A 14,102-nucleotide genomic window follows, 5' to 3' on the forward strand; every position below is an offset into this window, starting at 1 on the left:
GCGCTGCCGGGGGCAGTGCCACGGCGGGCAACGACGCGGAGGGCTGGCCGACACAGGACACGTCGACGGGTGCTCCCGCGCAGGGTGCGGTTGCACGGGCCGGCTCGGCAGACGGTGCCTCCGCGGGCACGAGTGATGAGGACGCCTCGGGGCATCCCGCTCCAGTGCACTCAGCCCCAGGACACGGCGCGTCGAGGGCTGAGGGCGTCAACCACGACGGACCGCAGGACGTCGACTCTGCACACAGCGGATCAGCACACAGCGGATCAGCGCGCAGCGGATCGGTGCACGGGGGCCCGGGTGACGCCAGCGCAGACGACGCCACCGGCGCCGATATCGCCGACGCCGGTTCCGGCGACAGTGCCGCCTCCCGATCTGATGACACCGCCTCCCGTTCTGATGACACCGTCTCACGCGGCACTGACACGACCCGCCGGCGGGCGAGGATCGATGACAGCGAACTGCCGGCCACCTCGGCGATGCCGGTCATCACCGCGAACATGCTCAACGGACACCCGGCATCCGTCGACGACGGTGCCTCGGGCAGGACCGACCGGGCCGACGACTTCTCCGAGGGACTGCACGAGGACCCGCGCACCTCGGCGATCGACATCGTCGACGATGACGACGACGATCCGGTCTACGAGACGCGGACGGCGGCCGAGCGGCTCGAGGAGATCCTCCTCGACGGCAAGCGCGTGCTCGATCGCCGGGAGGCGGCGAAGCTCGGCGGGATCTCGACGGTGTCGGCGCGGAAGATGTGGCGGGCGCTGGGGATGGCGCAGACGGATGCGCACGACAAGGCGTACACGGTCAGCGATGCGCACGCGCTGCGGATGTGGGCGAAGCCCGTCGCGGACGGACTCATCGACCAGGAGACCGCGCTGTCGCTGGCGCGTGCGATCGGGCAGACGACGGACCGCCTCGTCGTGTGGCAGATGGAGACGATCGTCGAATACCTCACCGAGGAGAAGGGCCTGAGCGAACCCGAGGCCCGGCGAGAGGCACTCGAGGTCATCGAGGACCTCATCGACCCGCTGCAGAAGATGCTCACGTACTCGTGGCGGCGCAACCTCGCCGAGGTGATGGGGCGGCTCAACGTCAACGTCTCCGACGGGCTGGCGATGGACAACCGGCAGGGCTGGTACGACTCGTCGATGCCGCTGGCCCGGGCCGTCGGCTTCATCGACCTCGTCTCGTACACGCGGCTGTCGCAGAAGATGGAGCCGAGGCAGCTGGCGAACATGGTCCAGGAGTTCCAGGGCATCTGCTACAACATCGTCGCCACCGGCGGCGGGCGCATCATCAAGACCGTCGGCGACGAGGTGTTCTTCGCGGCCGAGACCCCGCTGGCCGGCGCGGAGATCGCGATGTCGCTCATGGAGCGCGTCACCGCGGCCGCCGATCTGCCGCAGGCACGGGTCGGGTTCGTGTGGGGGCGGGTGCTCTCGCGCCTCGGCGACATCTTCGGCTCGAGCGTCAACCTGGCAGCGCGGCTGACCGCCGTCGCCGAGCCGGGAACGATCTTCACCGACGAGGAGACCGCGCGGGTGCTCTCGACCTCCGACGCCTACGTCTTCGAACCGCGCGGCTCGCTCACTCTCCAGGGACTCGGCGAGACCGGCATCTGCCAGATGGAGCGCGGCACCGCGGCACGGATGAAGCTCGACCTCGACGACGAATCGTAGGTTCGGCGGCGCGGCGGCGCGGCGGCCCGGCGCGGCGAGGAGCGGGACGGATGCTGCGGCTTTCGCACCTCGCACCCTTGGCGCCGGAGCCTCCCCTTGGCGGAGAGCAATTCGCACCCCGCATCCATAGCGCCAAAACCTCCCGTTGCACGGGGTGGATTAGGCGCCGCGGGTGCGGGTTGCGGAGCGATCGGGATGACGTGGCGTCCGGGGTGCGACATGATGCTACGGGTAGGACATGCTGCTGCGAGTATGCGGCCGAGCGCCGCAATTCGCATCCCGCCCTCTTAGCCCCAAAACCTCCCGTTGCACGGGGTGGATTAGGCGCCGCGGGTGCGGGTTGCGGAGCGATCGGGGCGAAGTGGCATCCGGGGTACGACGTGTTGCTACGGGTAGGACGTGCTGCTGCGGGAACGTACGCGCGTTCCCGCACGTGTCCGCCGTCAGAACAGCGCTGAGTCGTCGCCGTCGTCCTCATCGTCTTCGTCGTGGGAGACGATGACGCCGTTGTCCGTGTCGATGCGGGCGCGCGAGATCGCCTCGCGGGCGTCGTCGGCATCGAGGTCGAGACCGTCGAGGCTCGTCGCGAGACCGCCGGAACCGGCCGCCTGAGGCGAACCGCTGCCCGAAGCACCGCTGTCGCCCCGAACGCTTTCGCCGGAGCGTCCGCTGCCCGCCGACGAGTCCCCGGAGCCATCGGCCTCCGCACCATCGGTGCCACCGCCGCCGGTGACGTCCTCGCCCGGTTCGCCGAGGCGGGGGAGCGTGCCGATGACGTCGATCTTGGACTCGAGCGGGGACCCCGTCCCGTCACGGCGCGACATCTCACCGGGCAGCGTGCGTGCGCCTCCGGCCTGCGCCGCCGCCTGTGGGGAGTCGCCGACCCAGGCGAGCGAGAGCTCGGTCTCGCCTTTGAGGAACTTGTGGGCGCGCACACCCGAGGTGGCCCGTCCCTTCGTGGGGAACTCGACGAACTCGCTCACCTTGATCGACGAGGACGGCGCACCGTAGAAATTTTCGCCGCTGGCGATCGTCACGACCGACAGTGACATTTCCTCATCGGGTTCGCGGGGGACGGCCCCGAAGAAGATCGCCTTCGCCTCGGCGCCGAGCTTGATGCCGGCGACCCCCGAGGCGTTCCATCCCTGGGCCCGCAGGCCTGCGGCGTCGAAGGCGAGCAGCTGCGCGGCCGAGGTGACGAAGACGGCGAGCGAGGCGTCGATGTCGCGGGGCTGGGCGACGCCGATGACGGTGTCCTTGCCCTTGAGGGCGATCGCGTCCCACTCCGACTTGTTCGGACGGCCCGCCACGGACACGCGCTTGACGACGCCCTCGGCTGTGCCGAGGAGGAACTCGCGCTCGAGGTCGATGAGCCCGATGACCTTCTCGTTCTTCTCGAGCGCCGCGTACTCGGCGACCTTCACTCCGCCGGCGACGTTGGGCCGCGAGGCACCGGGCGGCAGCGCGGGAAGGTCGACGACGTCGATGAGGTGGAGGGTGCCGGTCGAGGTCAGCGCCCCGACCTTGCCCTGAGTCGTCGCGACCACCTCGGAGACGAGGGCGTCGTGGCTCGCGCGTTTGCCCGAGCGGGCGAGCACCGCGGCATCCGAGGTGCGGGCGATCCGACCGGAGGTCGAGAGGAGCACGCGGGTCGGTGCATCGGCGATCCGCAGGTTCTCCGGGGCCTTCTTCCCCTTCGCCGTGAGCTCCTTCATCGCCCCTTCGATGAGGACGGTCCGGCGGGGCGTGCCGATGATCTCCGCGGTCGCCTCGAGTTCGGAGGCGACGAGCTCGCGCAGCTTCGCCTCGTCGGCGAGGAGGCTCTCGAGGTAGTCGATGCGCTCCTTGAGCTCGTCGCGCTCGGCCTCGAGTTCGAGACGCGAGAACTTCGTCAGCCGCCGCAGCTGCAGGTCGAGGATGTAGGTGGCCTGGAGCTCCGAGAGGTCGAAGACGTCCATGAGCCTCGTCCGCGCGGTCGCGGCGTCATCGGAGGAGCGGATGAGCTGGATGACCTCATCGATGTCGAGGATCGCGATGAGCAGACCCTCGACGAGGTGGAGACGGTCCTTGGCCTTGCGCAGCTGGAAGACCGTGCGCCGGCGCACGACGTCGATGCGGTGGGTGAGGTAGACGGTGAGGAGCTCGCGCAGCCCGAGGGTGCGCGGCTGGCCCTCGACGAGGCAGACGTTGTTGATCCCGAAGGACTCCTCGAGCGGGGTCTGCCGGTAGAGCTCGGCGAGGACCGCCTCCGGGTTGAAGCCGTTCTTGATCCCGATGACGAGCCGCAGGCCGTTCTTCCGGTCCGAGTAGTCGTCGATCGAGGCGATGCCGGTGAGCTTCTTCGCCCCGACGGCGTCCTTGACCTTCGCGACGACCTTCTCCGGTCCCACGAGGTAGGGCAGCTCGGTGACGACGATGCCCTTGCGCCTGGCGTTGATGTTCTCGATCGAGACCGTCGCCCGGGTCCGGAAGGTTCCGCGTCCGGTCTCGTAGGCCTCCCGGACGCCGTCGAGGCCGATGATCCGCCCGCCTGTGGGCAGGTCGGGTCCCGGGATGAAGCGCATGAGCTCGGCGAGGTCGGCGTCGGGATTGCGGATGAGGTGGCTGCACGCGGCGATGACCTCGCCCGGGTTGTGCGGGGCCATGTTCGTCGCCATGCCCACGGCGATGCCCGAGGCCCCGTTGATGAGGAGGTTGGGGAACGCGGCGGGCAGGACGTCGGGCTGGGTGAGCGTGTTGTCGTAGTTGGGGACGAAGTCGACGACCTCTTCGTCGAGGCCGGCGATCATCTGCATCGACGCCGTCGTCAGCCTCGCCTCGGTGTAGCGGGGTGCGGCGGGTCCGTCGTCGAGGGAGCCGAAGTTGCCGTGGCCGTCGACGAGGGGGACCCGCATGATGAAGTCCTGGCTGAGCCGCACGAGCGCGTCGTAGATCGCGGAGTCGCCGTGCGGGTGGAGCTTGCCCATGACGTCACCGACGATGCGCGAGGACTTGACGTGGCCGCGGTCGGGTCGCAGTCCCATGTCGCCCATCTGGTAGACGATGCGCCTCTGCACCGGCTTGAGGCCGTCACGGGCGTCGGGCAGAGCTCTCGAATAGATGACCGAGTAGGCGTACTCGAGGTAGGAACTCTCCATCTCCGCCGAGACGTCGACATCGATGACTCTGCCTTCGGTCATGGAACTCCTGTCACACACTCGCGTCCGCTGTCCCTCAGCGGCGGCACCCGTCGATTCTAGCGTTCGAATCGTGTTCCCAGGCCCACCTCGTGGTCTCGTGTCGCTTCCGCCCCGCCGAGGCGGTGGTCAGGGGCACCGTGGACGGGAGAGTCCTGCTACGAGCGCGGGAGGTCGTTCATCCACTTCGAGAGTTCGCCGATGTAGGCCTCGACGTGCTCACGGGAGGGCGAACCGGACATGAGCTCGGCGATCATCATGCCGAGCACCGAGCTGGTGATGCGGCGGGCGAGGTCGGCGTCGATGCCGCAGAGGTTCATGACGAACGAGTCGACGGTCGCCATGTTCGACCGCTTCGCCGCGAGCGCCTCCGCCGGCAGCGCGGGGTCGAGGCTGAGCATGACGGAGGTGTAGAAGCGGTCGCGGTCGGTGGTGAGCAGATCGAAGCACAGCCCGACGGCGGCATCGGCGAGCGGCGTGCCGCCGGCCGCCGTGTTCTCGACGAGCCGGTCGAACTGACGGGCGTTGAGTTCGCCGATCCGTTCGAGGATCCCGGTGACGAGGGCGTCGCGGGTGCGGTAGACGTTGGATGTCGAGCCCACCGGCAGCTCTGCCATGGCGTCGACGGCGCGGTGCGTGAGCCCGCGGACTCCCTGCTCGGCGACGACGGCGATCGCGGAATCCGTGACGACATCTTTGCGTGAGATCAATGCTCTCTGCCTCGCTCTCGTGGGCGCTCCTGCAGCGCAGGAGTGCCTGCTGACGGTGAATGACCACTGGGGGTCACAGACAGCGACCGGGTCCGGCCGCGGGGTTTTGGGCACAAATGCATAACTATTCATGCTCGAACGGATACAGACACTACATGTTCGCTCGGGGGATTGGTATATGACTCGCCAAACTGCCAGTCGGTTCCCACCAATCGGGTCGCCCGCGCCCATGAGCAGGCGTTTCGACCCGAACAGCGGCACTGTCGTCGCACCGGACGATCCCTGTCGGCCAGGTGGCGGCCCGGCGGTCCGACGCGGACCCCTGCACCTCCGACGATACCCGAGGTGCGCCGCAGACGTCGGATGTCTCGGCGGAGCCCTCAGCTGAGCAGGCGCCGCGTCGTGTCGATCCGGGTGGCGTCGGCGAGCAGGGAGATGCGGACGTCGAGGATGAAGCTCGTCGTCTCGGTCGCGACGATCGGATGCATCTCGATGTCGAGGAGCTGCGGGTGGCGCTCGACGAGGACGGAGAGGCGTTCGAGGACGTCGATGAGGGGGTCGATGTCGACCGGCGGCAGCCCGCGATAGCCGAACAGCCTCGGCGAGGACTTGATCGCACGGATCATCTCCCCGGCGTCCTTGTCGGTCAGCGGTGCGACCCGGTGCTCGACGTCGCCGAGGAGCTCGGTCGTGTCCCCGGCCAGGGAGAACGAGAGCATCGGGCCGAGCAGGCGGTCCTCGCCGGCGCGGATGACGCAGGGCACGCCGGGTGGGGCCATGGCCTGGACGTCGATGAGCGGCTCCTCGTCCGAGGGCAGGGAGGCGATGAGGTCCTGGATCGCGGTGAAGTCCTCGGTGAGCTCCTCGGGGGTGTCGATGTTCAGCCGCACACCGCCGAGCTCCATCCGATGGCGCAGCGACTTCGTCACGGCCTTGAGCGCGACCGGGTAGCCGATCGTCTCCGCGGCCTGCAGTCCTTCGGCGACCGAGGCGGCCGTGATGTACGGGACGGTCTCGATCCCGTAGCAGGCCAGCAGCTCCCGCGCGCGCTCTCGGGAGAGGACGACGGGACAGCCGGGGGCGGCGCCGGTGAGCGCCTCATCGACGATCTCGCGCACGCCCTTGTCGTCGAGGTCCTCGATCTCGAGGAAGCGGCCGTGGTCGGCAGAGCGCCAGCGGGCGTAGTCGGTGGCGCGCGCGAGCGCCCACACTGCGTCCTCGGGTCCCAAGTAGCTCGGCACCGTGTGGGTGACGCGTCTGCCCTCGGAGTCGGTGAGGAAGCTCGTGAGCTCGTCCTGGACGCCGTGGATGCCGAGGAAGCACGCGACGGTCGTCTTCGCGGACCGTGCGGCGGCCTCGGCGAGACGGGCGGCGATCTCGTTCTCCTCGGCCCCGGCCGAAGGGGTGAAGGTGACGATGACGGAGTCGATGTCGTCGCGGTCGTACATCGCCTCGAGCGCCTCCCCGAAGGTCTCGGCATCGACCTCGGGATGGAGGGAGACGACGGCGGATTCGACGGTGAGCCCCTCGGCCCGGGCGCGCTGGACGATGAGCGTCGACAGCGCCGCCGAGTTGCCGATGACACCCACCCGGCGCCCGGCCGGCAGCGGCTGGGTCGAGAAGACCTGGGCTAAGTCGAAGAGCTGGTGGACGGTGTCGGCACGGACCACGCCCGCCTGACCGAGCACCTGGTCGAGGGCGTGCGGGGCGAGCGAGGAGGTGCGCACGACGTGCCCGGGCGGCAGCTCGCGCCCCGTGACATCGGACTTGACGACGATGACGGGTTTGACCCGGGAGACGCGGCGGGCGATGCGGGAGAACTTCCGCGGATTGCCGATCGATTCGAGGTAGAGGCCCACGGTGTGCGTGGCCGGGTCCTCCTCCCAGTACTGGAGGAGGTCGTTGCCGGAGAGGTCGGCGCGGTTGCCCGCGGAGACGAACGTCGAGATGCCCAGGCCCCGGTTCTTCGCCGTCGCGAGCAGCGCGGTGCCGAGCGCCCCCGACTGGCTGAAGAGCCCGAGCGTGCCCGGTTCGGGGAGGAACGGGGCGAGCGAGGCGTTGAGCCGGACATCGGGGGCCTCGTTGACGATCCCGAACGAGTTCGGTCCGATGAGCCGCATCCCGTACGCCCGGGAGGTCGCGACGACCTGCCGCTGCAGCTCGGCGCCGGCGCGTCCGGTCTCGGCGAAGCCCGAGGAGATGACGAGGACGGCCTTGGCGCCGTGGGCTGCGCACTCCTGGACCACCTCGGTGACGGAGTCGGCGGGCACCGCGATGACGGCGAGGTCGGCGGTGCCCGGCAGATCGCCGAGGCTGGGGTACGCGGGCACGCCCGCGACCTGGTCCGCTTCGGGGTGGACGACCCAGAGCTCGCCGGTGAAATGGGCTGAGACGATGTTGCGGATGAGGAGGTTGCCCGTCGAGTTCCGCTTTCGGCTCGCCCCGATGACGACGACCGAGGAGGGATGGAGGACGGTGCGCACGCTCTTCGCCTCGGCGCGGTGCTCGCGGGTGGCCTGGACCTCGATCGACCGCGCCGTCGGGTCGATGTCGAAGGTCACGGCGACGACCCCGTCGTCGAAGCCGCGACTGACCTCGTAGCCGGCGGCCTGGAAGACCTGGAGCATCGAGCGGTTCTGGGGGAGCACCTCGGCGGTGAACTTCCGCAGGCCCGACTCCCGAGCGGCCGCGGCGAGGTGCTCGAGGAGGATCGAGCCGATCCCGCGCCCCTGGTGGGCGTCGGCGATGTTGAACGCGACCTCTGCCGAGGTGGGGGAGATCCTGTCGTAGCGACCGACCCCGATGATGTCGTCGCCGATCGTCATCACGAGCGCCACCCGGTCGTGATGGTCGACGTTGACGAAGCGGTCGAGGTCGCGCTGGGGCAGCTTGGGCAGGGGCGCGAAGAAGCGCAGATAGATCGACTCCGGCGACTGCGCCTCGTGCATGCGCGCGAGCGCATCGGCGTCGGAGGGCACGATCGGGCGCAGATGGGCGGTGCCGCCGTCACGGAGGACGACATCGGCTTCCCACCCGGCAGGATAGTCTTCCATGCCTCAAGCATAGGCGGGCCGCGGACTCGGCACAGGCGGCGAGTACGGCACAATGGAGTCCATGGCATTACCCGAAGTCCTCGTCCGCGACCTCCAGTCGGCCGGATACTATCCGCAGCTCACCCAGGGCATCCTCGCCGACTCCCTCTTCGGCGAGCCGGTGCTCAGCCACTTCGTCCACATCGACACGCACGTCGACATCGAGTCGATCCACCGTCATGTCACCGCCTTCGTCCTCACGGAGACGAGGCTGCTGCTCGCCCACGTCGACGACGACCCGGCAGCGGCTCCCGGCGGCAGGGCCAGGGCGGTGACGAGCAGCGAGGACATCGAACTCGAACGCCTCGGCACCGTCATGGTCGGGCGCACCTTCACCGACCCCGCCTCCTACACTCCCGGCGATGCTCCCGTCGAGGTCTCGCTCACCCTCTCGTGGGGTGCCGCCCGCCGCATCGAGGCCTTCCCCGAGACGTGCGGGGACCCCGACTGCATGGGCGATCACGGCTACGGCGGGTCGACGTTCGCCGAGGACGTCGTCCTCCGCGTCTCCGCCGAAGCCGAAGGGCAGGCGGCCGTCGACCGGATCGCGGCCTTCGCCGACCGGCTGCGTCAGGCCGTCTTCCACGCCCGCCTCCGAGCGCGTCGCTGATGACCACCCCCGACACCGACGGCGTCGACCTCTCGACCCTGCTCGGTCCTCCCGACTATGCGGGGCCGCTGCTCTCCGACGTCGTCCCCGCCGCGTCGCTCGCCCTCGGTGCCGGTCACATCCTCGATGAGACCGCCGGCAGGCGGGCCGAGGGGCTCGGCCTCGACCGGGAGGCGCGCACCGTCGTCGTCGTCCTCGTCGACGGGCTCGGCGAGGAGCTGCTCAGCCGCAACAGCGGCTACACCCCCTTCTTCCGGTCGCTCGCCTCGACCAGGCGGCCGATCTCGACGGGATTCCCATCGACGACGGCGAACTCCCTGTCCTCGCTCGCCACCGGTCGTCTGCCCGGAGCCCACGGAGTCGTCGGCTATCGTCTGCTCGACCCCGCCCGCGACGCCGTGTTCAACCAGCTCACGTGGGATCTCGACGTCGACCCGCTCACGTGGGTGCCCGATGCGACGCTCTTCGAACGCCTCGAGGGCGCCGGCGTCGACGTCGTCAGCCTCGGCGAGGCGAAGTTCGCCGGGCGCGGCCTCAACCGCGCCTCCCTGCGCGGGGGACGCTTCCGTGCGTCGAAGACGCTCGAGGAGCGCACCGCGCAGGCGCTGGCCGAAGTCAGGGCGCCGGGCACCCGGCTCGTCTACCTCTACTGGGGCAACCTCGACAAGACCGGGCACGTGAGCGGATCGAACTCGGCGAACTGGAGCGAGGAGCTCGAACGCATCGACGGCGCGCTCTCCCGCCTCGCCCAGGACCTGCCCCACGACTCGGCGCTCGTCGTCACCGCCGACCACGGCATGGTCGACATCGACCATGATCGTCGCCTCGACCTCGTCGACGCCCCCGACCTCAAGGCGGGGCTGCGCCACCTCGGCGGGGAGCCCAGGGCCCTCCATCTCTACGCGCAGCTCGGAGCCGAGGCCGACGTCGCGGCCGCCTGGACCGAGACCCTGGGCGACCGGGCCCTCGTCCTCCCGCGCGCCGAGGCGATCGCCCGCGGCTACTTCGGCCCCGTCGATCCGCGGGTGCTCGGCCGCATCGGCGACGTCATCGCCGTGTGCACCGACGGCTTCGCCGTCGTCGACTCGCAGACCGAGTCCGCCTCGGCGCTCGCCCTCATCGGACACCACGGAGCGACGACGGACGCCGAACTGCGGATCCCGCTCCTCGTGGTGTGAGCGCTGCCTTCCGGGGGAGTGCGACCGCGACGGTCACCGCTGTCACCGTCGGGCGGGGACGTCGACGCACGGCTCGTCGACCGAGGACCCGCCGACGACGACCTCCCGCCTCGGCGAGGATGTGCCGGGGACGCGGAAGAGCACGCGGGAGTACATGACGTAACGGAAGACGTTGCCCAGCAGCACGCCGACGACGTTGCCGGAGATGTTGTCGGCCAGCGGCGAGGTCAGGCCCATGACGTAGTGGCTGATGATCAGGCACAGTCCGGCGATGCCGAGGCCTGCGGCGTTGACGGCGAAGAAGCCGATGGCCTCGCGCCACGGTCGGCTCGTGCGGCCGTCGCGGAACGTCCAGTGCCTCGAACCCAGCCAGCTCACCGTCGTCGCCGCGGCGACCGAGACGACCTTGGGGATGAGCGGGCCGATGTCGGTGGTGAAGAGGATGAGGTTGAAGACGGCGAGGTCGACGAGGAACGCGAGGGCCCCGACGGCGGTGAACTTCGCGAGGCGGGAGAGCTCGGCGCGGGTGCGGCCCACGGTGCCCTCCTGTCCCCTGACGCGCGGCTTCGACGAAGTCCATCGTACGACAGCGCCGATGTGGCCCGGCTGGGAGCCGCCGCTAGGATGGGTGCGTGACTTTTCCAACCATCGGCGTCATCGGCGGAGGCCAGCTGGCCCGCATGCTCGCCCCCGCAGCAGAGGCCCTCGGAGTCCGCTTCGCCGTCCTCGCAGAGACCGCCGACTCCCCGGCGGCCCAGGTCATCCACGACGTCGTCGTCGGCGACTACACGGACTTCGCGACGCTCAAGGCCTTCGCCGAGACCGTCGACGTCCTCACCTTCGACCACGAGCACGTCCCGCCCGAGCACCTCGAGGCCCTCGTCGCCGCCGGACACGCGGTCCGGCCGGGCCCGCAGGCCCTCATCTTCGCCCAGGACAAGATCCTTATGCGCCGGCGCATGGACGAGCTCGGACTGCCCAACCCGCGGTGGGCGGAGATCACCTCGACCGCCGATGCCGAGGCCTTCGCCGCCGAGGTCGGGTATCCGTTCATCGCCAAGACCCCGCGCGGGGGCTACGACGGCAAGGGCGTGCGTGTCATCACCGATTCCGCCGAGGTGGCCGATTGGCTGAGCGATGTCCCCGTCCTCCTCGCCGAGGAGAAGGTCGACTTCACCCGGGAGCTCGCCGTCATGGTCGGACGGTCCCCGATGGGCCAGACCGCCGTGTGGCCCGTCGTCGAGACCTGGCAGCAGGACGGGGTGTGCAAGGAGGCCATCGCCCCGGCCCCGGGACTGCCGGAGGAGAAGGCGCGCGCCATCACCGAGGCGGTCCTCACCGTCGCCGGCGCCCTCGACGTCACCGGGGTGATGGCGATGGAGATGTTCGAGACCCCTGAGGGCTTCCTCATCAACGAATTCGCCATGCGCCCGCACAACACCGGTCACTGGACCCAGGACGGGTCGGTGACCAGCCAGTTCGAGCAGCACCTGCGCGCCGTCCTCGACCTGCCCCTCGGCAGCCCCGCGGCCCGAGAGGACGTCTCGGTCATGGTCAACATCCTCGGGGCCGAGCACGAGGACCTCTACCAGCCCTATCTCCACGTCATGGCCCACGATCCCGCGGTCAAGGTCCACCTCTACGGCAAGGGCGTGCGTCCGGGCCGCAAGGTCGGCCACGTCAACGCGTACGGCTCCGATCGCGAGCTCGTCCTCGCCCGGGCCCGGCATGCCGCGGACTTCATCGCCGGCGTCGACCCGAACCCCCATCCGGAGATGCCCGCGCCCGCGGGAGTCCCCGCGACCGCACCCGCACGCTCCGGCGCTGCGGACCCCGACGAAAGGGCCTGACATGGCAGCTGCAGAAGAGACGAGCACCGGGGCAGCCGCCTCGGCGAGCCCCCCGGTCGGGATCGTCATGGGATCCGACTCGGACTGGCCGACGATGCGGGAGGCCGCTGAGGCGCTGAGCGAACTCAGCATCGACTCCTCCGCCGAGGTGGTCTCTGCCCACCGGATGCCCGAGGACATGGTCGAGTGGGCGAAGACCGCCGCCGACCGGGGACTGCGGGTGATCATCGCCGGGGCCGGGGGAGCGGCCCACCTGCCGGGCATGATCGCCTCGATGACGTCCCTGCCGGTCATCGGCGTGCCCGTGCCGCTGAAGTACCTCGACGGGATGGACTCTCTGCTCTCGATCGTCCAGATGCCCGGCGGCGTGCCCGTGGCCACGGTCTCGATCGGCGGAGCGAAGAACGCGGGCCTGCTCGCCGCCCGCATCCTCGGCGCCGGAACCGACGAGGAGTCCGCGCGGATCCGCTCCCGCCTCGACGAGCATCGGGCCCGCCTGCGTCAGGTCGCCCTCGACAAAGGGGCGGCACTCGGGCAATAATTGTTGACTGAACGATCGATCAGTCAAAGGAGCACGATGTTCGACCTCTACCAGCCCAGTGAAGAGCACGAAGAGATCCGCCAGGCGGTGCGTGACGTCGTCGAGAAGCGGATCACCCCCTTCGCCGCCGAGGTCGACGCCGAATCCCGGTACCCCCAGGAAGCCCACGACGCGCTCGTCGAGACCGACTTCTTCGCCGCGCACATCCCCGAGGAGTACGGGGGAGTCGGGGCCGACGCCCTGGCCGTGGCGATCATCATCGAGGAGGTCGCCCGCGGCTGTGCGTCCTCCTCCCTCATCCCGGCCGTCAACAAGCTCGGGAGCATGCCCGTCCAGCTCGGGGGAGACGCGGCGATCAGGGAGAAGTACCTCGCCCCCGTCGCCCGCGGAGAGGCCGGCTTCTCCTACGGGCTCTCCGAACGCGAAGCCGGCTCCGACACCGCGTCGATGAAGACCCGCGCGACCCGTGACGGGGACGACTGGATCCTCAACGGGGTGAAGACCTGGATCACGAACGCCGGGGTCTCCGAGTACTACACGGTCATGGCCGTCACCGACCCCGATGGGGCTAGGGGCCGCAACATCTCCGCCTTCGTCGTCGAGAAGTCCGACGAGGGGTTCACCTTCGGGGAGAAGGAGCGCAAGCTCGGCATCAAGGGATCGCCCACGCGCGAGCTCCTCTTCGACAACGTCCGCCTGCCCGGGGACCGGATCGTCGGCGAACCCGGCGAGGGTCTCAAGATCGCGCTGCGCACCCTCGACCACACGCGTGTGACGATCGCCGCGCAGGCCGTCGGCATCGCGCAGGGGGCGCTTGACTACGCGCTGAACTACGTCAGGGAGCGCCAGCAGTTCGGCAAGCGCATCGCCGACTTCCAGGCCATCCAGTTCATGCTCGCCGACATGGGCATGAAGCTCGAGGCCGCCCGCCAGCTCACCTACACCGCGGCGGCGAAGAGCGAACGCGGTGACGCCGACCTCACGTACTTCGGAGCCGCGGCGAAGGCCTTCGCCTCCGATGCCGCGATGGAGATCACCACCGACGCCGTCCAGCTCCTCGGCGGTGCCGGCTACGTCGTCGACCACCCCGTCGAGCGGATGATGCGCGATGCGAAGATCACGCAGATCTACGAGGGCACGAACCAGATCCAGCGCCTCGTCATGGGCCGCCAGCTGCTCGGCTGAGGCCTCCGGCGACTCCACGGCCGTTCCCGCCGCGCACGCAGCGGGAACGGCCGTCTGCGTGCCCGCGGGCGG

Annotated in this window: 10 protein-coding genes; 6 read left to right on the forward strand and 4 right to left on the reverse strand. The window is 69.8% G+C overall.

The window, feature by feature from the left end; all coding sequences use genetic code 11:
- Positions 1-284 precede the first annotated feature (284 nt).
- The gene (locus tag ACQ1RG_RS10580) at positions 285-1,688 is read left to right on the forward strand and encodes an adenylate/guanylate cyclase domain-containing protein (RefSeq protein WP_430600103.1); all 1,404 of its coding nucleotides are present in this window, start codon (positions 285-287) and stop codon (positions 1,686-1,688) included.
- A 443-nt stretch (positions 1,689-2,131) separates the two neighbouring features.
- On the opposite strand, the gene ACQ1RG_RS10585 is transcribed toward ACQ1RG_RS10580, so the two are convergent.
- The 3 genes from ACQ1RG_RS10585 to ACQ1RG_RS10595 all read right to left on the reverse strand — a co-directional run bounded on the left by ACQ1RG_RS10585 (position 2,132) and on the right by ACQ1RG_RS10595 (position 8,627).
- Entirely contained in the window at positions 2,132-4,867 is a 2,736-nt protein-coding gene (locus tag ACQ1RG_RS10585) for a DNA gyrase/topoisomerase IV subunit A (protein ID WP_144587937.1), read from the reverse strand.
- A 155-nt stretch (positions 4,868-5,022) separates the two neighbouring features.
- The gene (locus tag ACQ1RG_RS10590) at positions 5,023-5,574 is read right to left on the reverse strand and encodes a TetR/AcrR family transcriptional regulator (RefSeq protein ID WP_009374809.1); all 552 of its coding nucleotides are present in this window, start codon (positions 5,572-5,574) and stop codon (positions 5,023-5,025) included.
- A gap of 380 nt (positions 5,575-5,954) precedes the next feature.
- Positions 5,955-8,627 (reverse strand): GNAT family N-acetyltransferase, encoded by a 2,673-nt coding sequence (locus ACQ1RG_RS10595; RefSeq protein WP_430600104.1) that lies wholly within the window; start codon positions 8,625-8,627, stop codon positions 5,955-5,957.
- A 61-nt stretch (positions 8,628-8,688) separates the two neighbouring features.
- On the opposite strand from ACQ1RG_RS10595, the gene ACQ1RG_RS10600 reads away from it, so the two are divergent.
- Positions 8,689-9,276 (forward strand): DUF5998 family protein, encoded by a 588-nt coding sequence (locus tag ACQ1RG_RS10600; RefSeq protein WP_119296556.1) that lies wholly within the window; start codon positions 8,689-8,691, stop codon positions 9,274-9,276.
- The gene (locus ACQ1RG_RS10605) at positions 9,276-10,454 is read left to right on the forward strand and encodes an alkaline phosphatase family protein (protein ID WP_009374812.1); all 1,179 of its coding nucleotides are present in this window, start codon (positions 9,276-9,278) and stop codon (positions 10,452-10,454) included. The genes ACQ1RG_RS10600 and ACQ1RG_RS10605 overlap by 1 nt, the downstream gene beginning before the upstream one ends.
- Positions 10,455-10,496: 42 nt before the next feature.
- Here ACQ1RG_RS10605 and ACQ1RG_RS10610 read toward each other — a convergent pair whose 3' ends face one another.
- Complete coding sequence (locus tag ACQ1RG_RS10610) at positions 10,497-10,991, reverse strand: GtrA family protein (RefSeq protein WP_430600106.1); 495 nt, start codon at positions 10,989-10,991, stop codon at positions 10,497-10,499.
- Between the two features lie 143 nt (positions 10,992-11,134).
- Between ACQ1RG_RS10610 and ACQ1RG_RS10615 the strand changes: the two genes are divergently transcribed.
- The 3 genes from ACQ1RG_RS10615 to ACQ1RG_RS10625 are packed head-to-tail and all read left to right on the forward strand — an operon-like array spanning position 11,135 to position 14,030.
- Positions 11,135-12,304 carry a 5-(carboxyamino)imidazole ribonucleotide synthase gene (locus ACQ1RG_RS10615; protein ID WP_430600868.1) on the forward strand — a complete coding sequence of 390 codons (1,170 nt, stop codon included), beginning with the start codon at positions 11,135-11,137 and terminating at the stop codon, positions 12,302-12,304.
- Between the two features lies 1 nt (position 12,305).
- Positions 12,306-12,845, forward strand: coding sequence for a 5-(carboxyamino)imidazole ribonucleotide mutase (purE, locus tag ACQ1RG_RS10620; RefSeq protein ID WP_430600107.1), 540 nt, complete (start codon positions 12,306-12,308; stop codon positions 12,843-12,845).
- Between the two features lie 36 nt (positions 12,846-12,881).
- Entirely contained in the window at positions 12,882-14,030 is a 1,149-nt protein-coding gene (locus ACQ1RG_RS10625) for an acyl-CoA dehydrogenase family protein (RefSeq protein WP_430600108.1), read from the forward strand.
- Positions 14,031-14,102 lie beyond the last annotated feature (72 nt).

It is taken from the genome of Brevibacterium sp. K72, from assembly GCF_050562175.1.
Lineage (GTDB): Bacteria > Actinomycetota > Actinomycetes > Actinomycetales > Brevibacteriaceae > Brevibacterium > Brevibacterium casei.